Annotated in this window: 22 protein-coding genes; 13 read left to right on the top strand and 9 right to left on the bottom strand. The window is 46.1% G+C overall.

Going from position 1 to position 22,341, the window contains the following annotated elements; translation table 11 throughout:
* Window positions 1–174: 174 nt before the first annotated feature.
* Window positions 175–2,523 (bottom strand): Tex family protein, encoded by a 2,349-nt coding sequence (locus tag NO989_RS05145; RefSeq protein WP_371342170.1) that lies wholly within the window; start codon window positions 2,521–2,523, stop codon window positions 175–177.
* A 178-nt stretch (window positions 2,524–2,701) separates the two neighbouring features.
* Complete coding sequence (gene greB, locus NO989_RS05140; protein ID WP_014951337.1) at window positions 2,702–3,187, bottom strand: transcription elongation factor GreB; 486 nt, start codon at window positions 3,185–3,187, stop codon at window positions 2,702–2,704.
* Between the two features lie 174 nt (window positions 3,188–3,361).
* Here greB and NO989_RS05135 point away from each other — a divergent pair, with 174 nt between their 5' ends.
* Entirely contained in the window at window positions 3,362–3,631 is a 270-nt protein-coding gene (locus tag NO989_RS05135; RefSeq protein WP_170826521.1) for a hypothetical protein, read from the top strand.
* Between the two features lie 266 nt (window positions 3,632–3,897).
* Here NO989_RS05135 and fkpA read toward each other — a convergent pair whose 3' ends face one another.
* Window positions 3,898–4,683: an FKBP-type peptidyl-prolyl cis-trans isomerase gene (gene fkpA, locus NO989_RS05130; protein ID WP_014951335.1), complete on the bottom strand. Its 786-nt coding sequence runs from the start codon at window positions 4,681–4,683 to the stop codon at window positions 3,898–3,900.
* Between the two features lie 197 nt (window positions 4,684–4,880).
* Between fkpA and NO989_RS05125 the strand changes: the two genes are divergently transcribed.
* From NO989_RS05125 to NO989_RS05115, 3 genes are all read left to right on the top strand, one after another.
* Window positions 4,881–5,813, top strand: a complete 933-nt coding sequence (locus tag NO989_RS05125) for a WD40 repeat domain-containing protein (protein WP_168463679.1) — start codon at window positions 4,881–4,883, stop codon at window positions 5,811–5,813.
* Window positions 5,814–5,822: 9 nt separating this feature from the next.
* Window positions 5,823–6,071, top strand: coding sequence for a SlyX family protein (locus tag NO989_RS05120; RefSeq protein WP_014980717.1), 249 nt, complete (start codon window positions 5,823–5,825; stop codon window positions 6,069–6,071).
* A 283-nt stretch (window positions 6,072–6,354) separates the two neighbouring features.
* Window positions 6,355–6,513: a hypothetical protein gene (locus tag NO989_RS05115; protein ID WP_012520154.1), complete on the top strand. Its 159-nt coding sequence runs from the start codon at window positions 6,355–6,357 to the stop codon at window positions 6,511–6,513.
* A gap of 22 nt (window positions 6,514–6,535) precedes the next feature.
* Here NO989_RS05115 and NO989_RS05110 read toward each other — a convergent pair whose 3' ends face one another.
* Entirely contained in the window at window positions 6,536–7,648 is a 1,113-nt protein-coding gene (locus NO989_RS05110) for a DUF748 domain-containing protein (protein WP_014977789.1), read from the bottom strand.
* A gap of 178 nt (window positions 7,649–7,826) precedes the next feature.
* On the bottom strand, window positions 7,827–8,033 hold the full coding sequence (locus NO989_RS05105) for a YheV family putative zinc ribbon protein (protein ID WP_012520152.1): 207 nt from the start codon (window positions 8,031–8,033) through the stop codon (window positions 7,827–7,829).
* Window positions 8,034–8,151: 118 nt separating this feature from the next.
* Between NO989_RS05105 and NO989_RS05100 the strand changes: the two genes are divergently transcribed.
* Genes NO989_RS05100 through NO989_RS05085 form a run of 4 tightly spaced genes read left to right on the top strand, consistent with a single transcriptional unit; the run spans window position 8,152 to window position 11,934 of the window.
* Window positions 8,152–10,104: an ATP-binding cassette domain-containing protein gene (locus tag NO989_RS05100; protein ID WP_371342168.1), complete on the top strand. Its 1,953-nt coding sequence runs from the start codon at window positions 8,152–8,154 to the stop codon at window positions 10,102–10,104.
* Window positions 10,085–10,594 carry a TIGR02444 family protein gene (locus tag NO989_RS05095; RefSeq protein ID WP_231513130.1) on the top strand — a complete coding sequence of 170 codons (510 nt, stop codon included), beginning with the start codon at window positions 10,085–10,087 and terminating at the stop codon, window positions 10,592–10,594. The genes NO989_RS05100 and NO989_RS05095 overlap by 20 nt, the downstream gene beginning before the upstream one ends.
* A 20-nt stretch (window positions 10,595–10,614) precedes the next feature.
* Window positions 10,615–11,649 (top strand): hydrolase, encoded by a 1,035-nt coding sequence (locus NO989_RS05090; protein ID WP_281715903.1) that lies wholly within the window; start codon window positions 10,615–10,617, stop codon window positions 11,647–11,649.
* Window positions 11,650–11,697: 48 nt separating this feature from the next.
* A complete protein-coding gene (locus tag NO989_RS05085) occupies window positions 11,698–11,934 on the top strand; it encodes a YheU family protein (RefSeq protein WP_014951328.1) in 237 nt (78 codons plus the stop codon).
* 53 nt (window positions 11,935–11,987) lie between these two features.
* Here NO989_RS05085 and NO989_RS05080 read toward each other — a convergent pair whose 3' ends face one another.
* Window positions 11,988–12,542, bottom strand: coding sequence for an outer membrane beta-barrel protein (locus NO989_RS05080; RefSeq protein ID WP_239217839.1), 555 nt, complete (start codon window positions 12,540–12,542; stop codon window positions 11,988–11,990).
* Window positions 12,543–13,368: 826 nt separating this feature from the next.
* Between NO989_RS05080 and NO989_RS05075 the strand changes: the two genes are divergently transcribed.
* The gene (locus tag NO989_RS05075; RefSeq protein ID WP_156079023.1) at window positions 13,369–14,994 is read left to right on the top strand and encodes a glucan biosynthesis protein; all 1,626 of its coding nucleotides are present in this window, start codon (window positions 13,369–13,371) and stop codon (window positions 14,992–14,994) included.
* A complete protein-coding gene (gene mdoH, locus NO989_RS05070) occupies window positions 14,975–16,966 on the top strand; it encodes a glucans biosynthesis glucosyltransferase MdoH (protein ID WP_239217837.1) in 1,992 nt (663 codons plus the stop codon). Before NO989_RS05075 ends, mdoH begins: the two co-directional genes overlap by 20 nt.
* Window positions 16,967–17,079: 113 nt before the next feature.
* Here the strand turns inward: mdoH and NO989_RS05065 are convergent, their stop codons facing one another.
* The 3 genes from NO989_RS05065 to nudE all read right to left on the bottom strand — a co-directional run bounded on the left by NO989_RS05065 (window position 17,080) and on the right by nudE (window position 19,204).
* Entirely contained in the window at window positions 17,080–17,664 is a 585-nt protein-coding gene (locus tag NO989_RS05065; protein ID WP_039235753.1) for a YceI family protein, read from the bottom strand.
* Between the two features lie 127 nt (window positions 17,665–17,791).
* Window positions 17,792–18,637: a 3'(2'),5'-bisphosphate nucleotidase CysQ gene (gene cysQ / locus NO989_RS05060; RefSeq protein ID WP_014951323.1), complete on the bottom strand. Its 846-nt coding sequence runs from the start codon at window positions 18,635–18,637 to the stop codon at window positions 17,792–17,794.
* Between the two features lie 3 nt (window positions 18,638–18,640).
* Window positions 18,641–19,204 carry an ADP compounds hydrolase NudE gene (nudE, locus tag NO989_RS05055; RefSeq protein WP_014951322.1) on the bottom strand — a complete coding sequence of 188 codons (564 nt, stop codon included), beginning with the start codon at window positions 19,202–19,204 and terminating at the stop codon, window positions 18,641–18,643.
* A gap of 71 nt (window positions 19,205–19,275) precedes the next feature.
* Between nudE and yrfG the strand changes: the two genes are divergently transcribed.
* The 3 genes from yrfG to NO989_RS05040 all read left to right on the top strand — a co-directional run bounded on the left by yrfG (window position 19,276) and on the right by NO989_RS05040 (window position 22,217).
* Window positions 19,276–19,989, top strand: coding sequence for a GMP/IMP nucleotidase (gene yrfG, locus NO989_RS05050; protein ID WP_014977781.1), 714 nt, complete (start codon window positions 19,276–19,278; stop codon window positions 19,987–19,989).
* A gap of 13 nt (window positions 19,990–20,002) precedes the next feature.
* The gene (gene yjjX / locus NO989_RS05045) at window positions 20,003–20,548 is read left to right on the top strand and encodes an inosine/xanthosine triphosphatase (RefSeq protein ID WP_014951320.1); all 546 of its coding nucleotides are present in this window, start codon (window positions 20,003–20,005) and stop codon (window positions 20,546–20,548) included.
* A 280-nt stretch (window positions 20,549–20,828) separates the two neighbouring features.
* Window positions 20,829–22,217 (top strand): NAD-dependent succinate-semialdehyde dehydrogenase, encoded by a 1,389-nt coding sequence (locus tag NO989_RS05040; RefSeq protein ID WP_014951319.1) that lies wholly within the window; start codon window positions 20,829–20,831, stop codon window positions 22,215–22,217.
* Window positions 22,218–22,341: the final 124 nt, after the last annotated feature.

Genomic DNA, 22,341 nt, shown 5'->3' with positions numbered 1-22,341 from the left:
TTCTCTATTTTGGTGCTTTTGGTTAAAGAGTTTTTGGGCACATAAAATTTCTATGCGCCCGAACTAATGTACCACAATCTAATGTAGCAAAAACGGCAGGCTAAATGGAAGCGTGATACAAAAAGGGCCTGTCAGTGACAGGCCCTCTATAAGCAACAGTAAATTCGCTACTGTTTACTTTTTTGCTTTAGCAAATGCATCAGCAAAGGCGTTGCCCATGGCGCTGTTTTGAGGCTGGCTGTTGCGATTGCCGCCACCCTGATTTGAACGAGGGTTTGCTTTTGCGTTAGCACGCCCAGCCCCTTTACTTTGTGGTTTTCCTGCTGCTGGTTTACCGCCTGCATTATTGCTTTGACTCGGTGTATCGTCTAAGCGCATGGTGAAGGAGATACGCTTGCGAGGTACGTCAACTTCAAGCACTTTTACTTTGACGATATCGCCTGCTTTAACTACCTCGCGTGGGTCTGAGATAAACTTGTTAGTCAGTGCTGAAATATGCACCAGTCCATCCTGATGTACGCCTACATCAACGAACGCGCCAAAATTGGCTACGTTGCTAACCACACCCTCTAAAATCATGCCTGGTTTAAGATCGTTAATGGTTTCAACGCCTTCTTTAAACGCGGCAGTTTTAAATTCTGGACGAGGATCGCGGCCTGGTTTATCCAGCTCTTTTAGAATGTCTTTAACCGTTGGCAAACCGAATGCGTCGCTGGTAAAGGTGTCTGGCGACAGGCTTTTTAGCAGCTCGGTATTGCCGATGATGTCATTAACCGCAACAGCGGTCGTATCTACAATTTTATCTACCACTGGGTACGCTTCGGGGTGAACCGCAGAGGCATCAAGTGGGTTTGTGCCGTTTACAATGCGAAGGAAGCCTGCCGCTTGCTCAAAGGCTTTAGGCCCTAAACGTTCGACTTTCAATAGCGCTTTACGGTCTGGGAAAGCACCATTGATGTCTCTGAAATTAACAATGTTATGCGCTAGGGTTTTATTTAAGCCCGATACATAGCTCAAAAGCGCGGGCGATGCAGTGTTTAAGTCAACGCCAACGGCGTTTACACAGTCTTCAATAACACGGTCTAGCGACTTGCCTAACTGGCTTTGGCTTACGTCATGCTGATATTGGCCTACACCAATAGCTTTAGGCTCAATTTTAACCAGCTCTGCCAGCGGGTCTTGCAAGCGTCGAGCGATAGACACTGCGCCGCGGATTGACACGTCAAGGTCAGGCAATTCTTTTGAAGCAAGCTCAGAGGCTGAATACACCGATGCACCCGCTTCACTGACCATAATTTTCTGTGCAGTAAGCTCGCTGTTGTTCTTGAGCATTTCGCCAACGAGTTTGTCTGTCTCGCGCGAGCCAGTACCGTTGCCAATGCTGATTAAATCTACTTTGTATTGCTTGCACAACGTGGTGAGCGTGCGAATAGATTTATCCCACTGGTTTTGTGGTGCATGCGGGAAAATGGTGTTGGTTGCGACCACTTTTCCTGTGCTGTCTACGACCGCTACCTTAACGCCAGTTCTCAAACCAGGATCTAGGCCCATAGTGGTTTTTGCACCTGCAGGCGCGGCCATCAACAGGTCGTTTAAGTTTTTAGCAAATACCTCAATGGCTTCCTCTTCAGCGCGTTCTCGAAGGGCGCTGAATAGCTCAGTTTCCATGTGTAAACCAATTTTGATTTTCCACGTCCACTGTACAACTTGAGCCAAGAAGTCATCTGCACCACGGCCGCGGTGCATAATATCGTAATGGCTGGCAATAATATGTTCGCAATGCGATGGGCCGTTGTCTTCTGACTGCGGGTCGGCATCTAGCTGAATGTGTAGCATGCCTTCGTTGCGGCCTCTAAACATCGCCAGCGCGCGGTGAGATGGTACGTTCTTGTACTTTTCACTGTGTTCGAAATAGTCTTTATATTTGGCGGCTTCTTGCTCTTTGCCTGTTACAACCGTGCTTTTTACATAAGCATTTTCAGTTAAGTACTTGCGCACTTTTGCCAGCAGTGTAGCGTCTTCGGCGAAGCGCTCCATTAAGATATAGCGGGCGCCTTCTAACGCTGCTTTTGTATCAGCAATGCCACTATCTGCGTTAACGTATTCGCTTGCTGCACTTTCAGCATCGGTATCTGGGGTAGAGAATAAGGTATCAGCGAGAGGTTCAAGGCCTGCTTCAATAGCAATCTGGCCTTTAGTGCGTCGACGGGGCTTGTACGGTAAGTACAAATCTTCCAAGGTAGTTTTGCTGTCAGCACTGGTGATACTGCTTTTAAGCTCGTCGGTTAGTTTGCCCTGTTCCTCGATAGATTTAAGGATTACATCGCGGCGCTCTTCAAGCTCTCGCAGGTAGGTTAAGCGCTGCTCCAAGGTACGCAGCTGTGTGTCATCAAGGCCTTGTGTCACTTCTTTTCGGTAGCGCGCGATAAAAGGTACGGTAGACCCTTCATCAAGAAGTTTAACAGCGGCAGTTACTTGCGAAGGTTGAACGCTAAGTTCATCTGCAATTTTATTGATAATCATAAGTCGCTCTAAGATACTAAAAATTCGCGTCAGGCAATGGCGAATAAACGGTGTGTGAAAGGCTTATATACACAGCGTCGGTAGTGAAAATATGAGCGGTGAGTATATCACCGCGGTGTAGGGGAAGTCGTCTGATCATTGTGTTACAAATGGGTGATTAAATAGGGCATATTAGTGCTCACAGTTTGTCTGTTGCGTCGTACCAAATACGGTTTATCCACCACTCTTTCGTGCCCGTTTCGGTTTTTACAACAAACTCATCGTCTTCTTCTTTGCCAAGCAGCGCTCGCGCCATCGGAGAGTCGATAGAAATGTAATCCTTTCGGCCGAAAATTTCGTCGTAGCCCACGAGCCTAAGTTCCATCACCTTGCCCGCTTCGTTTTCAATTTCAACCCAGGCACCAAAGAAGACCTTACCCTCTTGCTGTGAATCGTAGTCCACAACCTTTAGGTTTTCCAAGCACTTGCGAAGGTAGCGTACGCGGCGATCAATTTCCCGTAACTTCTTCTTATTGTACTGGTAGTCGGCATTCTCGCTTCTGTCACCAAGGCTCGCTGCCCAGGTTACCTTGCGAGTAATTTCAGGTCGTTCTTCACGCCACAAGAAATCCAGTTCTTGTTTAAGCTTTAAGTAGCCCTTTCGAGTGATAAGCGGTGTTTTCACAATGTCCTATAAATAATCCAGCTAATTACCCCTACTTTATGTGGGTAATAAGGCAAAACGCAATCTTTCTGTACGTCAAAAAGTGACAAAAGAGCCAGATTGAATAATTATTGAACATAAACCTTTCGTTTAGTGTCGTAGTATAAATAATAGTCAAACCATTAGGGGAAATGAATGCGTAACAGGATACCAATGTTGAACCGTCGAAGGTCGGGGAACGATCCGTTCCAAACCAGCGGTACTATCATCGGTTTTATGCTGTTTTTAAGTGGCGCGCTGTTATTGTTGTATGCCTTGCTTGATATCGTTGTTCGCTTAAATAGTATGCAAACCGTGATATATCTTATTTTAGGTTGTGCTATGTATAAGGTGGGTCAGTCTCTGTTAAATCATTTTGCTACGTTTAAGGTACACACAGAAAGACGGCGCGCCCCTCAGCGTTAAAACCTTTTGTTTTAAGCACCAAGTTTTAAGGCGAAATTGTTCCAAAAAGGCTTGGAATAGACCGTGAAATTTGGTCGATTTAGACTAAGCTTATCAGTGTAATTCGAGGCACCAAGCATATTGAATAACCCACTTTACTATTTGGGTACGCGCGTGGTGAAAACCCACTGGCTCGTAGGGAAAAGGTAAGCAAGGATCACGCTGACTCACTAAAACAAAAAAGCCGACGCTATGCGTCGGCTTTCTCTTTTTCTTAAAGCACTAACTTATTCCGTTGGCGCTTCTGCTTCAGGCTTGACCACTTCTAGCAACTCAACGTCAAAGATAAGCGTCGAGTTTGGCGTGATTGCGCCAGTAGAACGCGCACCATAAGCAAGTTCAGATGGGATATGGAAGCGATACTTTGCGCCTTCTTTCATCAATTGAACGCCTTCAGTCCAACCAGAAATAACGCGATTAAGTGGAAATTCTGCTGGCTCGCCACGCTTGTAAGATGAGTCGAACTCTGTGCCATCTAGCAAGGTGCCACGGTAGTGAACTTTAACCATGTCTGTCGCTTCTGGGCTTGCACCCTCGCCTTCTTCAAGTACTTCGTACTGAAGACCAGACTCGGTAGTTACCACACCTTCTTTCTTACCGTTTTCTTCTAGGTAAGCTAGGCCAGCTTCAATATTTTTTTCAGCGGCTTGTTCCGCCATTTCTTGCTGCTTAGCGCGAAGTACTTCTTCGCCTTGTTGAGCGATTTGCTGAATCTGCTCTGGCGTAAACTTAAGGGTGTCGTTTAGACCGTCTTTAAAGCCTTGTTGTAGCGCATCTTGGTCTAATGTTAAACCCAGTTGCTCTTGTTGTTCGGCACGGTTGCTAACGAACAAACCCATGCTTGCGCCCATGGCGTAAGCTTGCTTTTGCGTATCTGTCATTTCTTCTGCTGAAACAGAAGTTGTTTTTGCACTATCAGCGCTTGTAGAAGCGGCCTCATCAGATGTATTTGGCTGGCAAGCGAAAAGGCCTAGCGCAGCGATAGTAGATAAGGCAACGAGCGACTTCTGCATAAAAACGTCTCCATAAATTTTTATCATCATGCGTCTATGTCTATACTGCTGCATCCAAGGCAGTGTGCACGATAGTTAAAGATGCGTGATCCATGCTATGTTAAACCTAGCGTTTACAAAGCGAAACCCATTTGATTATGTTTAGGCCTCAAATGTTCCATAGAATAGCGTTACTCATCGTACTTATAGGTAATTCCATGGGATGCTCTGTCCCTGATAGTACGCCAATACAGCAGTGGCGTCATGTAGAAGAAGGCGCCTATGCCGCAGATATTTCTACCGACGGCACGTTAGCGGTGGTTTCTGGCGTGAATAACGGGGTAAACGTATGGCGAATTGGACAAAGTGATCCCCTTTATCACTGGAGCCACCAAGGTGAAGGTGACAACCTGGTCATGTCAGTGCATATTAGCGCCGACAAAAGCTATGTTGTGACCGCTGACCGCGAGGCGTTTGCCTTATGGAGTCTGGAGACCGGCGAGCCTGAAGGTTTTTGGCGCATTGACGAGTCATCAATTAGAGATGTGGTGGTTACCAATAATGGTAACGGCATATTGGTGGCGCGCTCAAATGGCAAAGTTATGTACTTTGAACCTCGTACTTCGCGTCGACTAGAGTTTTTAGGGCATCAAGAAAAGGTTAACTCCATTGATATTTCCCCTAATGGTAAGTTCGCATTGACGGGGGGCAACGATTACATAGCGTATTTATGGAGCACTGACACTGGGCAAATAATTCATACATTCACCCACCCCACGCGAGTAACAAAAGTAGCGCTTGATGATGAAGGCCGCTTTGCTTTTACTGCGGACAGCCAGAGCAAGTCGCAAGTGTGGAATGTGCAAACCGGGCAGCCTGTGGCATCCCTCAAATATGCAGCGCGTCAGAAAATCTTCACAGACGTTGAGTTTTCCAAAGATGGTCAGTTTTTACTAACAGGCTCTCCCGCCAGAAAAGTATACCTGTGGGATTTGGAAACTGGCGAGCAAGTGCAATCCATTCAGGTTGCTTCACGAGAGTCAGTTTCACCACCAACCGCAGTTGTGTATGGCGTCGCCTTCCTCCCCAATGATAATATATTGTCCATAAGCAGTAGTGGCCTTGCCGAAGAATGGCAACGAGAGAGATAGAGAATTTACATGACAGATAAAAGCGCTGAGCATTTACAACAGCAAATAGATAGCGCGAATAGCTATATCGAAGAGCTTCAAACTAAAGTTGCGTTTCAGGAGCACACCATTGAGGCGCTAAACGATGCGCTGTCTTCGCAACAAAAGCAGCTTGACGATTTAGCCTTTAAAGTACGCCATGTCGTTGACCGCGTTAAGTCTATCGAGCCGTCTAATATTGCTAAGCAGTCAGAAGAAACCCCGCCTCCGCATTACTAGAACAATTGAAGCGCACTAGTAATTGCAACGCGGTATTCATTTGGATCACGTCCATTGGCGATGACACTTATTGCGGGGCGCTCATCGTGGGGAGAGGCCTGTGAAGACATCAAAGGCGCTTCGTTGATGTGCAGTAGTGTTGAAAAAACATCACGCTAGTTCATCTTGTTATGAGTTAGGCGAAGTCTTCATTTAGCCAGAATATACATTTGAATTACACTTGCGCCCCGATACAAAGGCTTCAGCAAAAAGAAGCCTTTTTTACTATTTAAGAGAGTGAGTTATGAGCGATTTTGATATGGATGCGTTTGATAGCATCGATTTTGACTCTGTTGAGCAGTCAGTAGCAGAGAAACAGGCTGAAAAAGACAAGCAAGAGAGTCAAGAGATTGAAGGTATGCGCGACGGCGCCAACGACTGTGGCGATAGCTGTACTATTTAAGCGCGCTCAGCGGCGAGGGCTCTTAATTTTCAGAGCCTTCCGGCGCTTCCAACTTATCCAGCTCGAGTCTATCCAACTCTATACTTTTCTCCACATCGCCGTTAAAAGCTTCGATAAATGCATTTTTTAAAATCGCGGTAAATGCCTCCCATGTTTGGGTGTCAGGGCTTGATAAATCGCCTTCAACAGGAATGCGTGTGGCAATTTGGTCTTCGCTTTGGTTTTCAAACAGTTCGGTGACAAACGCGGAAATGGCTTCGATACTGCCCTCAATAAAACCATCGCCGTCACGTTCAATGTCACCCTTCCAAGAAAATACCTCCACATTATGCAAAATGGGTTTGATATAGCCTTTTACTTTCCCTTCATTAGACGCCACTTCAGCCGCAAGCGTGAGTGTGCCGGCTTCCAGATCAAACGGTGCGTAGGTATCAAGTAGGTTCTTAAAGTTCACTAGTCCAACGTTGTCAGCTTGAATATCAACGTCAAATGTGGGGGCTGTTGTTGCGGGGTTGAGTTTAGCGTTTAAGGATATCGTGCCCTGCTGTGCCGTTTGTCCTTGCGCTTTGGCCGTTGCTACACGTGAGTCTGACAAGTTGTCGCTATTCACCAAGTTATTCACTTCAAGCTGAATATCATGAAGCGCAATGTCGATAGCCGGAGAAGTATCGGGGTTGTGGAAAGCGACTTTTCCTTGGTTAATAGTTAGCTTATCGATGCGTAACGGGAAGAGTTGGTCGGCGATAGATAACCAGTTTTCATCCTTACCAGACTGGCTTCTCTCCTCCGTGTTGCCGTCTACAAAATTAATCTCGGGGGAATTAACAATGACTTTTCCCACCGCTGCACCTTTGAAAAGCTGTGACCATGAAAGCGTAAACTCCACATAGTCAGCTTTAAACAGCGGCCTATCTACTTGCCCGTTCGCCTTATAAAGCAAAACATGTTCTAAACTGTATGCGCCGCGCCATAGCATTAAATCTACATCGCCCACGCGGCCGTTATACTCTTTTGACTGACTCAGCGTCGTGTTGATGTATGACGCTGCGGCGTAAGGCAAGTAAAGTCTTATGGCAATAAGCGTAAGCAACAAGGCTATAAGGACATAGCAGGCACGTTTTTTAGCATGTTTCATATTTCACTCCTTTGCGAAGGAAATACAAAAATTATGCCTGAGCAACCTCTTTCGTTAGGTAACGAGGATACCCAGCGTTGGCGTGGCATGAAGAGACGTTTGCAAAAAGCCTGAGCACAGCGTTGTAAGGTGTTACACAGGCTTAACGGTAAGATTTACTGAGACGTGGGTAGGAATGTTAGTGCGGTTTAAAGATGCCAATCACATTTTCGTTTGAGCGTGTGGCGGCACTCACCTTTTCATCAGTTTGCGCTTCATTGTATCCACACGCAACGCACTCCAACTTTTCTACGTTATTTTCAAAATATAACGAAATCGTATCTAGCTCTTGGCATTTTGGGCATGTAGCCCCTGCAACAAAGCGGCGTTTTACACGTTTTGACATACATACACCTTTGGAGAATTTCGCGATTATTATACCTTGAAATGGTAAGTGTTGATCAGCTTTTACCTTAAGTTTTTGATATTATACGCGCCCTAGTTTGTTCCATCACAGGTTACTCATGATAAAGCTTTCAAATGTATCGCTACTTCGCGGTCGCAAAATGTTGCTAGAAGAGGCGTCGGCGCAGGTTTTTCCAGGCCACAAAGTAGCGCTGATTGGCAGCAACGGCTGCGGAAAGTCCACGCTTTTTGCACTGCTGAGAAGTGAGTTAAGTGTCGATGCTGGCGACTGCAGCGTACCGAGTGACTGGCGAATTGTAAGCGTGGCACAGGAAACGCCAGCAACTGACCGAACCGCGATAGACTATGTGGTGGACGGTGACAAACATTTACGTAATCTACAAGCGCAATTAGAAGCCGCTGAAAAAAGCGGCGACGGTGTAAAGATTGGCCAAATTCACGGGCAGCTCGAGCAAGCGGGAGCATACGACGTGGAAGCTCGCGCAGCGACCATTCTGTCGGGTCTTGGGTTTACCAATGTGCAGTTAAGCGCACCAGTTAGCGATTTTTCAGGTGGCTGGCGTATGCGCCTAAACCTAGCTCAAGCGCTGCTTTGTCCTTCAGACTTACTGCTGCTTGATGAACCTACTAACCACTTAGACTTAGACGCCGTTATTTGGCTAGAGAAATGGCTTCAACGCTATGCGGGAACGCTATTGCTGATTTCTCACGATAAAGCTTTTATCGACAACACGGTTGCGCAAATTATCAGTGTTGAACAACAGAAGCTTATCACCTACACCGGTAACTACTCGTCTTACGAAACCCAGCGCGCTGAACGTATTCGCTTGCAAAACATTGAATATGAAAAGCAGCAGCAAAAAGTAGCGCATCTCAATTCGTTTATTACCCGGTTTAAAGCTAAAGCGAGTAAAGCTAAGCAAGCGCAAAGTCGCATTAAGCAGTTGGAGAAAATGGAAACCTTGTTGCCAGCCCATATGGCAAGCCCATTTAGCTTTTCTTTTGCGCCGCCGTCGGCACTGCCTAACCCACTTGTGCAAATGGAGAAGATTCAGTTGGGTTACGACGACCATATTGTGCTGCAACAGGTGAAACTCAATTTAGTGCCTGGCAGCAGAATAGGTCTTCTAGGTCGAAACGGGCAGGGTAAATCTACGCTAATCAAACTATTGGCGGGTGTGCATGCGCCAAAGCAAGGTATTTTTAATTCGGCTAAAGGCCTTAAGATTGGTTACTTTGCTCAGCATCAGTTAGAAACATTAGATGCTAACGCTACGCCGCTTCTTCACCTGCAACGTATTGATGAAAAAGCTACCGAGCAACAGCTTCGCGATTATCTCGGTGGATTTGGGTTTAATGGCGATGAAGCATTAGCGCCCGTGGCACCGATGTCAGGTGGCGAAAAGGCGCGCTTAGTATTGGCGTTAATTGTTTATCAGAAGCCTAACTTATTGCTGCTGGATGAGCCTACCAACCACTTAGATTTGGAAATGCGCCATGCGCTAAATATCGCGCTTCAAGGTTTTGAGGGCGCCATGGTACTGGTCTCGCACGACCGCTTCTTACTCTCCTCGGTATGTGAAGATTTCTATTTGGTAGACAGTGGCGAAGTTGAACCATTTAAAGGCGACTTGGACGACTATCGCGACTGGATTTTAAAACAGCAGGCAGCGGAAAAAGCCAAGGCCAATAGCGACGCCAAAAACGAAGAGCAACAAGAGACTGGCGCGCAGAGTAAGCCGGAACGCAAATTAGATCGTAAAGAAGAAAAACGCCGTGAAGCCGAGTTTAGGCAAAGGGTTGCGCCACTTAAAAAAGCCATTGAAAAACACGAAAAAGCCATGGAAAAATGTGGCGCTGCTTTGGCTGAGGTGGAAGCGTCACTCGCCGATACTTCGCTTTACAGCGAAGACAAAAAAGCGGAGCTTATGGGCTTACTCGACAAGCAAACTCAGCTTAAGCAACAGCTTGAAGAAGAAGAGATGGCATGGCTAGATGCTCAAGAGCAAATTGAGCTAAAGCGAGAAGAGTATGACAATGCCAACGCCTAATATCGAAAACCGCGCGTTTTGGGAGTATAGCGTTTCTCGCTATACCAAAGGTGATATGGCTCCCCTTGCGCTTTTACTGCAAGACAACCACAAGGTTAATGTAAACGTTCTTTTGCTGATTTGCTGGTGTTTAGAGAATAATGTCATCATTAATTTGCCACAGCTTAAGGCAGTGATTGCGGCATCAAATGCGACCGAAGAAAAGTTACAGTATCACCGTGCAAGGCGAAAGGCTGCGAGCCCCGAAAAAGGCGGAGACCAAGCAGAATATGACGCACTCAAAGCACAAGAGCTAGAGCTTGAAAGACAGCAGCAGCACGATATTGTTGCGTCGTTCAATGAGCAGCCAGTCACGCATCTGGGTCAAGGGCAATCTGTATCGTCTAACGTATTTAACGCGTCTATCGCAGCGTTTATAAATGCATACGGACTGCGAGACAACAACGAGGCGCGCCAACTAGTGAGCCTTGTGGTTAACCAACTATCGTAAAAACACAATAAGAACACAAAATGAGTAAATCAGCGCTATCGCATGGAAAGATAATAAAAAGCAGCTTTAAGGTGCCAGGGTGGGCGAAGAACCGTCATGTGCAAACCATATGGCCGCGTTTTATTCAAAAGCGGTTGCCTTTGTCTTACGACATGGAGCGTCTCACATTACCCGATGACGACTTCGTCGATGTGGCGTGGGGGCCAAAACCGCAGGAAACATCGGGTATCGTGGTGATGTTTCATGGTTTAGAAGGCAGCATTAAGTCGCATTATGCGAACGATATGATGGTTCAATTGTCAGTGAATGGTTGGCAGGTGGTGATGATGCACTATCGCGGCTGTAGCGGCGTGCCAAATTTAAAAGCGCGGGCGTATCACAGTGGAGAAACAGAAGACCCCAGCTTTTTCTTAGAGTGGCTTCACGATAAATTTCCACGAATTCCTAAAGTGGCCATCGGCTTTTCCCTTGGCGGCAACATGCTATTGAAACTGTTGGGCGAAAACCCTGCGCAAAAGTGGCTTAAGGCAGCGATTGCCATTTCTTCACCTCTTAAACTTTCTGAATGCGCTAAATCAATTAACCAGGGTTTTTCTCGCGTATATCAAAAGTATTTACTTACTAGCATGAAGGATACGCTGCGTAAGAAGATGGAGTACATCGATTATCGCAAGCTTATACAGCTAACAAAAACTGATGTGGAAGAGATCACCAGCTTTACCCAATTCGACGAGAAGATCACAGCGCCGCTTCACGGCTTTGCAGACGCTCAAGACTACTATGAAAAGTGTAGTGCGTATCACTTTTTAAGCGCGATCCACTGTCCTACACTGGTATTGCATAGCATTGATGACCCCTTTATGAATCACTTAATTGTGCCTAAGGAAGAAGAGCTTGCGCGCAACGTTACCGTGGAGCTAAGTGAACGAGGCGGTCACGTTGGGTTCATGCAAGGTTCTATATTAAATCCTAAAGTATGGCTGCACGAACGGGTGAAACGTTTTGTAAGTGAAGCCTTACCTGTAAATACTACGTGTCGTTATGTCAGCCGCTAATGTTGATGTTCTAATAATTTACCCAAACGCTTTTTATCAGGAGTGTGAATGATAATCCCCATTGACGCGCTAGAAGCCGATACGCTTTATAGCCTGGCTGAGTCTTTTGTTCTGCGAGAGGGCACGGACTACGGCGCTGAAGAAGTTGCGCTAGATGTGAAAGTGCAGCAAGTGTTAAACAGACTCAAGTCGGGTGAGGCGGTGCTGGTCTATTCAGAGCTTCATGAAAGTGTAGATATCAAAAGAAAAGAAGATATTGAGCCAAGCGAAGCTGAAGAACAATAGACACAAAAAAGCCGGGTCGAGCAACCCGGCTACCTACCTGAGGAGAGGAAGGCTTAAAACGCGTAACGTGCAGTTACCTGCATAATGTCTAAATCATCAATGATTCTGTAGTTTGCACCCACAGCCCATTGTGGCGTGATGTAATAGTTAGCGCCTACTCTAAATGTCGCTTCACCATCGTCTACATCGTAGTAGCCAACTTCACCCGCCAGCTCTACCTGCTCTGTGATCATCGAGCGAAGGCCAGCATTGATGCTGTAACCTGTTTCGTCGTTTACGTCACCGTCAATACGCTCTAAGTTGGCACCAAAATACGCGTCTGTTGTCGCGTTAACCGGTAAACGGTAACCCGCACCTAGTGTCAGCATATCAAAGTCAAAGTTGCCCTCTTCAGAGAAGCTATACTCGCCGTTTAGGTACCAGTTGCTATTCAATAAGTATTTACCGTTAACGGTTAAACCGTCTGGTTCAAAAGACTCATTGTCGTCAAAGTCCATTTTGGTGTAACCACCTTCTACGTAACGCCAGTCAGGCTTGTCGGCCATAGCTGTAAGAGGAAGTGTTGCCGCAGTTAGTGCTGCTGCAATAAGTGTGAATGATTTACGCATGTGATAACTCCTTAGTATGTTCAGTAACCCACCTTGTTCACCGCAAACGTTTTCGTTGTTTAAACACGTTCTAGGTACTCTATAAAGCTCTAACCTTTTCATAATGGTTCTAGTCTTTACACAATGGCTCTAGACAGTTTGCAAAACGTGTTGCAAGTCAGTGCTTTACGACACACTGCAAAAGGCTACTTGGTTGATGAACACAAAGCCGTACTTGCCTTCATGCCATCTTTATTATTTCCGTTAAGAAATAGTGACCGATTTATTTATCAACATGATGAATAGCAAAGCGTTTGCCAACTTCGTACTAAATCACTATTTTGATATGTCTTAATTTATCTATGTCGCTAATATTTATAGATAAAATACGTCTGGCTTTTTAGAGGCTACACATTTGAAATGTTCAAAATCAAAGTTTGATGTATTCCTAGTAAAACGTTGGCACACAAAACTGTCTCTAAAAAACAACAGTTATCCTTTTGTCTAACTCATCGGACATTTTTACAAGCCAGTGTTCTCCAATAATTCACAATGTGTGTGTTTGTAAAGTATTGTAAATTATGAAAAATATAAAAAATAACGGCGACTATTTCGTGTTGGAACAGCTTTTGCTCAAGTCTCTGTGTGTTATCCAACATTCACTTTAGCCCTTCGGCAAGGAATTCGGTTTTTCACGATATTAGTGGATAAAGAAAGGAAGAGAGCGCCTTTCTCGCGTGGCTTCAATCAATACCGTTTTTGTAAATGACGCTTTTCAGTAAGTAAGGCGTGTAACGAGTTGTTGATGGTCATCTGGATAACCATTGTTTTCATAAGGAGAGGACAAATGGCTAAGCCAGTTTCGATTTTCGGTAAAGATTTACAAACGAATGTGCGTCAGCGCAATAAGCTGTCACACCTTCTTTTAGCGATGAGCAGTGTCATCGCATTATTTGCGTTTCAACAAGCCGGTGCAGTTGAGGTTAACAACGACAATCAGCCTCAAAAAGCATCGCCGGTTCTTCAGTCAATTATTGATGCTGCACGCCAGTCAGCGACAGAGAGCTACGAGCAGGACGATCACGGGTTAAACAGCAAGCTTAAAGAAATTGACTACACCACGTATCGTTCAATTCGCTTCAAGCCCGAGCAGAGTCTGTGGCATGGCGAGAATGACTACGAACTGCAGTTTTTTCACCCGGGGTTTTTATATGAATACCCTGTCACTATCCACACTATTGGTGAAAGCAATAAGCCTGAACGCCTAGCGTTCAACAGTGACATGTTCAACTACGACGGGTCTGCGTCGGGGTTAGCTGGGCTAACGGACGAAAAGTCAGGGTTTGCTGGATTTCGCGTTCACTACCCTATCAAGAACGAAGAGTACAAAGACGAATTTGCTGTATTTTTGGGGGCATCGTACTTCCGTCTTGTAGGTAAAAATCAAGTGTACGGTATCTCTGCACGAGGTCTTGCGATTGATACGGCGCTAGCCAAAGGCGAAGAGTTCCCCCACTTCACTGAGTTCTGGGTCATAGAACCGAGTGAGGGTAAACCTATTACTGTTTATGCGCGTCTTGAAAGCCCTTCTGTAGCGGGCGCGTACAAATTTGTTATACAGCCTGATATTGATACCAGCGTTAAGGTAGAGAGTTGGTTATTTGCCAGAGATGACGTGAGCAAGCTAGGCATTGCACCGTTTACCAGTATGTTCTTGTATGGCGAGAACACAGAAAAGCGCCATGACGACTATCGTCCAGAGGTGCATGATAGTGACGGTGTACTCATGGTAACTCACGCTGGTGAAGAAATTTGGCGCCCACTGACTAATCCTGCACGCCTTCAAGTCACGTCACTTAGCGACGCAAACCCTAAAGGATTCGGCATGCTTCAACGCGACGGCGAATGGGATAATTACCTCGACGCAGAGGCCAATTACCATATACGCCCAGGGCTATGGGTGACGCCAGAAGCTGGTTTTGAGAAAGGCCGATTAGAAGTCGTCGAAATTCCGACTAAATCCGAAATACACGACAATATCGTGGCTTTTTGGACGCCTGAAAAGCCATTCAATTCGGGCGAATCACTGTATTTCGCTTACGAGCTTAAAACCGTAGAACAAAATCCGTTTGTCAGTGAACTGGCCTCAGTTGTACGTACCCGCCAAGGCAAGGCTGTGTTGCCGGGTGACGAGTTTAAAAACGACAGTCTAAATACGACACGACAGTTCAGCGTGGACTTCAGCGCGCCTTCTGCCATTGCTTTTGATAACGAGTCGATGAAGTTGGTGGTACAGGGTACTAACGGCACGATTTCTCAGCAGCGACTTTACCCCGTTGCTGATGGACAAGAGTGGCGGGCCACCTTCTTTGTTAAGCCGAAAGAAAAGCAGACGGTAGATATGCGCGCTTACATAGAGAAAGACGGTAAACGTGTGAGTGAGGTTTGGAATTATGTCTACCAACCAAAATAATCGCGCTTGCATAGCGGTATCGGACGAGGCTAAAGCCGTGCCTCAGGTTAAAAGTGATGGCACTGCACGTGCTTCACACTTCATCTTAAAAGGAGAGCATATGCGTTTGTTTATCATGGCAATGCTAGTTATTCCAAGCACGGCACTGGCCGGTTGGAGTTTGTACGAGATCTTTTTACCTAACGGCCTTACCAACTTAGAGATTGCACAGTTGGGGTTGGGGCTAACGCTGTTCGCATGGTTGTGTATGGCGTTTTGGACAGGCATTATCGGTTTCTTTCTGCAGCTTTTTAACATCGACCCGTTGAGCTTGCGCAGAAATCAAACGCCTCCTGATACTTCTGTGTCATTAACGCAAAAGCACGCTGTCGTCATGCCGGTTTATAACGAAGATACCCGCCGTATTATGGTGGGGTTTGAAGCTTGTATTCGCGAATTAATGGAAAGTGACAACAGTTCTAAATTCGACTTTTTCATGCTCAGCGACACCCGCGATATGGAAAAAGCGGATGCAGAGCTACGTGCCTTTTCCCGACTGAAGAAACGTTTAGGTGCCTTCTCTAGCCAAGTGTTTTACCGTCGTCGCGAACAGAATCTGCACAGAAAAGTGGGCAACCTCAAAGAGTTTTGTGAACGCTGGGGTGCAAACTACGAGTCGATGATTGTGTTAGATGCTGATAGCGTGATGAGCGGTGAGCGCATGCAAGACTTGGCGCGTCGTATTGAGCAAAACCCTGATACGGCGTTAGTGCAGACCATTCCAATGCCGGTACGTCAAAACACCTTCTTTGGTCGTTTTGTGCAGTTTGCTGCTCACCTTTACAGCCCAATGTTGGCGACAGGTCTATCGTTTTGGCAAACAGACAGTGCAAACTATTGGGGGCACAATGCCATTATTCGTATTGCACCATTTATGCAGCATTGCGGGCTACCTACCCTCGAAGGACGCGCGCCTTTTGGTGGTGAAATTTTAAGTCATGACTTTGTTGAGGCTGCGCTACTGCGCCGTGCTGGCTGGCAGGCCTACTTGCTTACCGACACCACGGGCAGCTATGAAGAAGTGCCAAGTAACATTGTTGACTACGCAATTCGCGACCGTCGATGGGTGCAGGGCAACATACAGCATTTAGGGTTATTGAACGTTAAAGGTCTTAAAATGGCAAACCGCCTGCACTTCTTATTTGGTGCGTTTGCGTACATCTCTTCACTCATACTATTTTGCATGTTGGCGCTAGGTACAGCAGATGCGTTAATTCGCGCCACGTCAGTGCCAGAGTTCTTCGTGTCTGAATACCAGCTTTTCCCTAGTTGGCAGGTAGCGCGCCAAGACATGATGATGGTAACCATGTGGGGTACGGCGGCCTTATTATTCTTGCCTAAACTTCTCGGTATTACTTTAGCTTTAATAAAACGTCGTGGCGAATTTGGTGGCGCGTGGTCTTTGCTTAAAGGGGCAGCAATTGAATTAACTATGGCCGTGCTTATTGCGCCGCTAATGATGTTCTATCACAGTTATTTTGTGATTAGCGTTTTTGTTGGCCACTCTGTTAAATGGGAAGCGCAAGAGCGTGAAGGGCGCAAAGTGCCATGGAAAGTTGCAATTAAACACACGCAAATTATGAGCTGTTTAGCGGTAGCGTGGGGCGTAACTACTTTCTACTTCACCCCGTCGCTATTTATGTGGTTGTTACCCGTATTAGTAGGCATGGTGTTAGCGGCGCCGGTTATCCGCTTAACAAGCAGCGATAAACTAGGCATGGCCATGCGTAAGTGGGGCGTGTTTGTCATTGACCAAGAAGTGAATGAGTGTAAAGCACTTAAGCGTTTACGCGTTGCAATGGGGTATTTCGCTATATCACAGCACAAGGCAGAAGTACCTGCGCTTCCTGATAACGTGTGGCAGAGCATGCCAGAGCAAGTACTAAGTCAAAAGCCATTGCCTATGCGCCACAGGCTTCCTAACAGCGCATAATGGACTCAAAGTAGATATCAAAACAAAAAAACCGCACATGTGTGCGGTTTTTTATTGCGTTTAGTCACGTGCCACCTAGCTTTTTATCGATAGACGGCGGCAATAACAATGTTTTATTGAGTAAACGTAACTGAAAACGTTACGGGTACTGTTGTTGTTATGCTCTTAAGCCCTGCAATTTTTTGAAGTGCAGCTACGCCTTCAGCAAGTCCAAAAGACTCTGCTTTAATTAACGTTGGTGACGTGGTTGATACGGTAAGCGTATCGTCGTCTACTTTACTTGCTTTAACAGCAAATGACGTAGGAACGGCTTTTCCGTGCAACATCAAAATACCGTCTACCTTCCCGTTAACAACTTGGCCCGATTTCAGGTTCATCATCGACTCAGGCAAGTTGGCTTCAAATGTCGCTTGTGCAAACTTGGTCACGTTGAACAGCATCTCTTGCATTCGCTTGTTGCGAATATCAATGGCTGTATTCACTGACGATAAGTCAACCGCCACGTTAAGTTTGCCACCGTCAGACAGCGTACCATCAAAGCTATCAAACTTATGTACTTCGGTGACTTGTGCATTCTTCGTCGATAAGAAGTGAAGTGCACTTGTTTCGCCGTCTATTGACCAATCGGCTGCGGCGGGAAATGCTAGCCCACATGCGAGCAATGCTGCAGACAACGTGCGAATACGTGTAGTCATCATAGGTTACTCCTTTTACTTTTTGGTTCCATCTGGCTTGATTTAACCACTACCAGAGTAATGTGGCCCAGCAACATTACTACGCTATTATACGTAGGTTAACACGCTGCGCTAAGTAAATTATTACGCGCTAGTGCTGATGTGGGTTTACGAAGTCATCATACTGGACTACATCTTGCCATGGCACCCTTTGATCGCCCATTACCACAAAATCTGGGTTCTCTAGCGAATGACGCTGATTGTAGGTAAGAGGTTCGAAGTTAGCTGCGGCAATACTCCCACCCGCTTCAGAAACAATGCATTGCGATGCGCCAGTGTCCCATTCGCCGGTAATACCGATGCGCATAAACACATCAGCTTTTCCTTCAGCAATAAAGCAGGCTTTCAGGGAACAGCTTCCCAATGGAAGCGTTTGATATACGCGCTTGGCGCACATTCTGCTGAGCACTTTTTCTCTCGACTGACGACGGCTTATTGCAATCATCACCACACTATTTTTAGGGTCGTCTAGCTTGCGTACGCTTATTGGGTGATCGCCATCAGGTGATGACTTAAACGCGCCTTTGCCTTTCTGGGCGTAATATAACGACTGCCCTGGAGGCCAAAAGATAACGCCTATTGTCGGCTCATTGTTCTCTATTAGCGCAATGTTTACTGCGAAATCACCGCTTCTAGCAATGAATTCTTGGGTTCCGTCGATGGGATCGATTAACCAGTATCGAGGCCAATGCTTTCGCTCTTCTAGACTTGCATGTTTGTTTTCCTCTGAGAGGATTGGGATATCAGGCGTTGCGGCTTGTAAGCGCTTGTTGATGATATCATTTGCCAAATAATCTGCGCTGGTAACGGGAGACTCATCGTCTTTTTGATAAGCGTCAAACTCCCCTTTATCGTATACTTCTAATACGGCTTCACCGGCTTCGATGGCAATTTCTTTCGCAAGTTCTAGTAGGTCGGCATGGGCGTCATCGGGCATTGTTTATTGTTCCTTAAACCACTTTTGAGCTAAAAACAGCGCGGCTATACAGCGTGCTTCTACAAAGTCTTCTCGTGCAAGTAAAGCATCTGCTTCATCTAAAGGCCAGTGAATCACCTCAAGAGGCTCAGGTTCGTCGCCTTCAAGTTGCTTTGGATACAAGTCTCGAGCCAAAACAATGGTCATATTGGCGTTAAAGAAAGTGGGCGCCATGCTGACCTTATGAAGCTCCACAAGATCATTGGCCGCGAAGCCTGCCTCTTCTTGCAGTTCGCGATTAGCAGCTTCAATGGCAGTTTCGCCAGGGTCTATTAAACCTTTTGGGAAGCCTAGTTGATACGAATGTGTGCCGGCTGCATATTCACGAATTAACACCATGGTGTTTTCATCAAGCATAGGCACTATCATTACCGCGCCCCGGTTTCCGCCAGCCATCCGCTCGAATTCACGGGTGGCGCCGTTCGAAAACTCAAGGTCTAAGCGTTCTACCCTAAAGAGTTTGCTTTGCGCAACGATTTCACGAGAATGAATTTGTGGTAACGGTTTGTTCGGATCAATTTTTGGCATGTCTATCGCTACAACTTTGTTATCATACTTGTATACAATTTCTTAGCTTACTTCATTATAAGGAAAATCGCTTGCCCTTTCTGCCCTGGAATGAAATAGAAACTGTACTGTTAGACATGGACGGCACTTTGCTGGACCTTCATTACGACAACCAGTTCTGGCTACATCATTTGCCTAAACGATTAGCACAAATAAGAGGAATTTCAGAGGCGCAGAGTCAACGTGAAATGACTGCGCGATATGAGTCAGTATTCGGGCAAATTCAATGGTATTGCTTAGATTACTGGGCTGAATCTCTTGAAATGGACTTAGAAAATGAGTTTATGCCGCTGAAGCGTGAGCTGGCACATTTGCTCGCCCTTCGTGACGATACAATTCCGTTCCTCGATGCGCTTCATGACTCAGGCAGGCAGGTGGTATTAGTGACCAATGCGCACCCAAACAGTTTGGCGCTAAAGCTAGAACATACCCAGCTTGACGCACATATCGACAACCTCATCTCTACCCATGAGTTCGGCGTAACCAAAGAGTCTCAGCTGCTATGGGAAAGATTACAGGCACGGGTAAAGTTCGATGCCCATCGCACTCTATTTGTCGATGACTCACTGCCAATTTTAAATGCGGCAAAGACATACGGTATTAAACATTTACTTGCTGTCGATAACCCTGATAGTACTTTGCCAAATCGCAATATTAGTGAGTTTCCAGCGGTGCGCGATTACCGTTTAATGCTAGAAGATATTAAGCAGAACCCTGTTGGGACTGTTTCGAAAGGACGTTTTTAAAGGACGAAAGCACATGGTTTCTGACACAATTTATGTAGGGTCGCTGAATCCGGTAAAAATTAATGCTGCGCTCAATACACTCTCTGACACACTAGAGCACGATTTCGACGCTCAGGGTATGGCTGTACCAAGCGGCGTGCCTGACCAGCCAATGAATGAAGATGAAACGCGCTTGGGCGCCATTAATCGCGTGAAGGCCATGCTTGCTCATCATCAAGGTGGTCTCACAGATGCGTGGTATGTGGCAATTGAAGGTGGTGTGGATGTATTTGAAGATGGTCCTGCTACCTTTGCCTATGTGGCGATATACCATGAAGGTCACTGGTCGGTAACGCGAAGTGCAAGCTTGCCTCTTCCTGTAAGCGTATATCAGGCGCTACAGCGTGGAGAAGAACTTGGGCCAGTTATGGACAAGCTCTTTGATACAGTAAACATAAAGCAAAAAGGGGGGGCTATTGGTTTGCTTACTCTTAATCACGCCTCGCGACAAAGTGTTTATGAAGTGGCGTTAACGCTTGCTATGGCAAAGTTCCATTTCCCTGACTTATACACGGACTAGTGTTGAACCTCTTGTGCTGTACAACAAGGCGCATTACACCGTTAATCAAACAGAGCGCCGCAAGGGTATCCTTACTTAGGAAAAATGATAAGGCGATCGCAACGGTCGCCCTGAAATCTTTACTGCGATAGGTAATCTTTTCTGGATCCTTTCTGACACTATCCATTACTTAGACTTCAAGTTACTTCTATATTATTGAAAATAGGTTAAAAAATATTTTTTGACACCTTGGCTTTTTAGTTGCACTTCCTTCAGACCAAACGGAATAAGGAGAGTGACAATGAGTGAGACAATCAATACCTACAACCCTGCTACAGGTGAAAAGATCGATCATTATCATTTGATGTCAGCCGAGGACGCCGAGCAAGCAGTTACCCGTTCACAAGAAGCCTATTTGAACTGGCGCCGTACGTCATTTGAGACCCGCGCAGATTTATTTAATAACCTTGCAAATCTGATGGAAGAGCGAATTGACGATCTCGCCAGCCTGATGACACGGGAAATGGGTAAGGTTACCGCGCAAGGAAAGCAAGAAGTGCAGCTATGCGCTGAAATATGCCGCTATACGGCAGAGCACGGCGCTTCAATTTTGGAAGACGAACATCGCATTTTCGAAGGCGGTCGAGCAATCATTACGTACCAGCCCATTGGCGTTATTCTTGGCATCCAACCGTGGAACTTTCCGTTGTACCAAGTTATTCGTTACAGCGCCTCAAACATAATGGCGGGTAACACCACGGTACTGAAACATGCTAAAAACGTGTTTGGTATGGCGCAAGCCATTCAGCAAATGTACGAAGATGCTGGCTTTCCTAAAAATGTTTACCAGTCGCTGCTAATTGATGGCAGCACGGCAAGTGACTTAATCAAGCACAAATACGTTCGCGGCGTTACTTTTACCGGGAGTGACGAAGTAGGTAAAGAAGTGGCTAAGGAAGCTGCAAGCTTGTCTAAGAAAACCGTAATGGAGCTTGGAAGTAACGACGCCTTTTTGGTGTTAGAGGATGCTGACATCGATCATGCTGTAGAAATGTGTATCCAAGGACGGGTTATTAATAACGGTGAAACCTGTGTGGCGGCTAAACGCTTTGTTATTGTGGATAGCGTCTATGAAGAATTCCGAGACAAATTTGTGGCGCAGTGTAAAAAGCTAAAAGTTGGCGACCCCACAAACGAAAACACGGATTTGGGCCCAATGGCGAGAGAAGACTTGCGCGATGAACTTCATGAGCAAGTGAAAAAGTCGCTAGAAAACGGCGCTACGCTATCACTGGGTGGAGAAATTCCAGACTCTGATGGTTATTTCTACCCAATTACGGTGCTGGAAGATGTATCGCCAGGTATGCCCGCTTATGATGATGAGCTATTTGGACCGGTTGCGTCGCTCATTCGCGTGCGCGACGACAAGCAAGCCATGGAAGTAGCAAATGATTCACGTTATGGCTTGGGCGGCGGTATCTTCAGTACAGATACCGACAAAGCAATAGCATTGGCGAAAGATGAATTTGATACCGGTATGGTTAATATCAATGGGTACTCTTTAGCACAACCAAACTTACCTTTTGGTGGTGTGAAAGACAGCGGTTACGGTCGTGAGCACGGAGGTTACGGTATGCGTGAATTCGTCAATATCAAAACTATCATGGTTGCTGAGAAGTCGGCCGAGTAGTGCACTTCGGTAAGAAGCAATGAGAAGAAAGGCGAACTTGGGTTCGCCTTTTTTGTTTGCCCAGCGAAGCTGGCAAACCCGTCAGGTTGAAAGAAACCTGAATCACCCTGACTGAGGGGAAGAT

It is taken from the genome of Alteromonas sp. DY56-G5 (genome assembly GCF_041414725.1).
In the GTDB taxonomy this organism is placed as follows: domain Bacteria; phylum Pseudomonadota; class Gammaproteobacteria; order Enterobacterales; family Alteromonadaceae; genus Alteromonas; species Alteromonas macleodii.
Note: the sequence above shows the minus strand (reverse complement) of the source record. Positions and strands in the feature narration are given on the sequence as shown.

Bases quoted from the DNA above. Each gene is read 5' to 3' on its own strand.
- NO989_RS05145 (WP_371342170.1), bottom strand. From the start codon at position 2,523: ATGATTATCAATAAAATTGCAGATGAACTTAGCGTTCAACCTTCGCAA.
- NO989_RS05135 (WP_170826521.1), top strand. From the start codon at position 3,362: ATGCGTAACAGGATACCAATGTTGAACCGTCGAAGGTCGGGGAACGAT.
- fkpA (WP_014951335.1), bottom strand. From the start codon at position 4,683: ATGCAGAAGTCGCTCGTTGCCTTATCTACTATCGCTGCGCTAGGCCTT.
- NO989_RS05125 (WP_168463679.1), top strand. From the start codon at position 4,881: ATGGGATGCTCTGTCCCTGATAGTACGCCAATACAGCAGTGGCGTCAT.
- NO989_RS05120 (WP_014980717.1), top strand. From the start codon at position 5,823: ATGACAGATAAAAGCGCTGAGCATTTACAACAGCAAATAGATAGCGCG.
- NO989_RS05115 (WP_012520154.1), top strand. From the start codon at position 6,355: ATGAGCGATTTTGATATGGATGCGTTTGATAGCATCGATTTTGACTCT.
- NO989_RS05110 (WP_014977789.1), bottom strand. From the start codon at position 7,648: ATGAAACATGCTAAAAAACGTGCCTGCTATGTCCTTATAGCCTTGTTG.
- NO989_RS05105 (WP_012520152.1), bottom strand. From the start codon at position 8,033: ATGTCAAAACGTGTAAAACGCCGCTTTGTTGCAGGGGCTACATGCCCA.
- NO989_RS05100 (WP_371342168.1), top strand. From the start codon at position 8,152: ATGATAAAGCTTTCAAATGTATCGCTACTTCGCGGTCGCAAAATGTTG.
- NO989_RS05095 (WP_231513130.1), top strand. From the start codon at position 10,085: ATGACAATGCCAACGCCTAATATCGAAAACCGCGCGTTTTGGGAGTAT.
- NO989_RS05090 (WP_281715903.1), top strand. From the start codon at position 10,615: ATGAGTAAATCAGCGCTATCGCATGGAAAGATAATAAAAAGCAGCTTT.
- NO989_RS05085 (WP_014951328.1), top strand. From the start codon at position 11,698: ATGATAATCCCCATTGACGCGCTAGAAGCCGATACGCTTTATAGCCTG.
- NO989_RS05080 (WP_239217839.1), bottom strand. From the start codon at position 12,542: ATGCGTAAATCATTCACACTTATTGCAGCAGCACTAACTGCGGCAACA.
- NO989_RS05075 (WP_156079023.1), top strand. From the start codon at position 13,369: ATGGCTAAGCCAGTTTCGATTTTCGGTAAAGATTTACAAACGAATGTG.
- mdoH (WP_239217837.1), top strand. From the start codon at position 14,975: ATGTCTACCAACCAAAATAATCGCGCTTGCATAGCGGTATCGGACGAG.
- NO989_RS05065 (WP_039235753.1), bottom strand. From the start codon at position 17,664: ATGATGACTACACGTATTCGCACGTTGTCTGCAGCATTGCTCGCATGT.
- cysQ (WP_014951323.1), bottom strand. From the start codon at position 18,637: ATGCCCGATGACGCCCATGCCGACCTACTAGAACTTGCGAAAGAAATT.
- nudE (WP_014951322.1), bottom strand. From the start codon at position 19,204: ATGCCAAAAATTGATCCGAACAAACCGTTACCACAAATTCATTCTCGT.
- yjjX (WP_014951320.1), top strand. From the start codon at position 20,003: ATGGTTTCTGACACAATTTATGTAGGGTCGCTGAATCCGGTAAAAATT.
- NO989_RS05040 (WP_014951319.1), top strand. From the start codon at position 20,829: ATGAGTGAGACAATCAATACCTACAACCCTGCTACAGGTGAAAAGATC.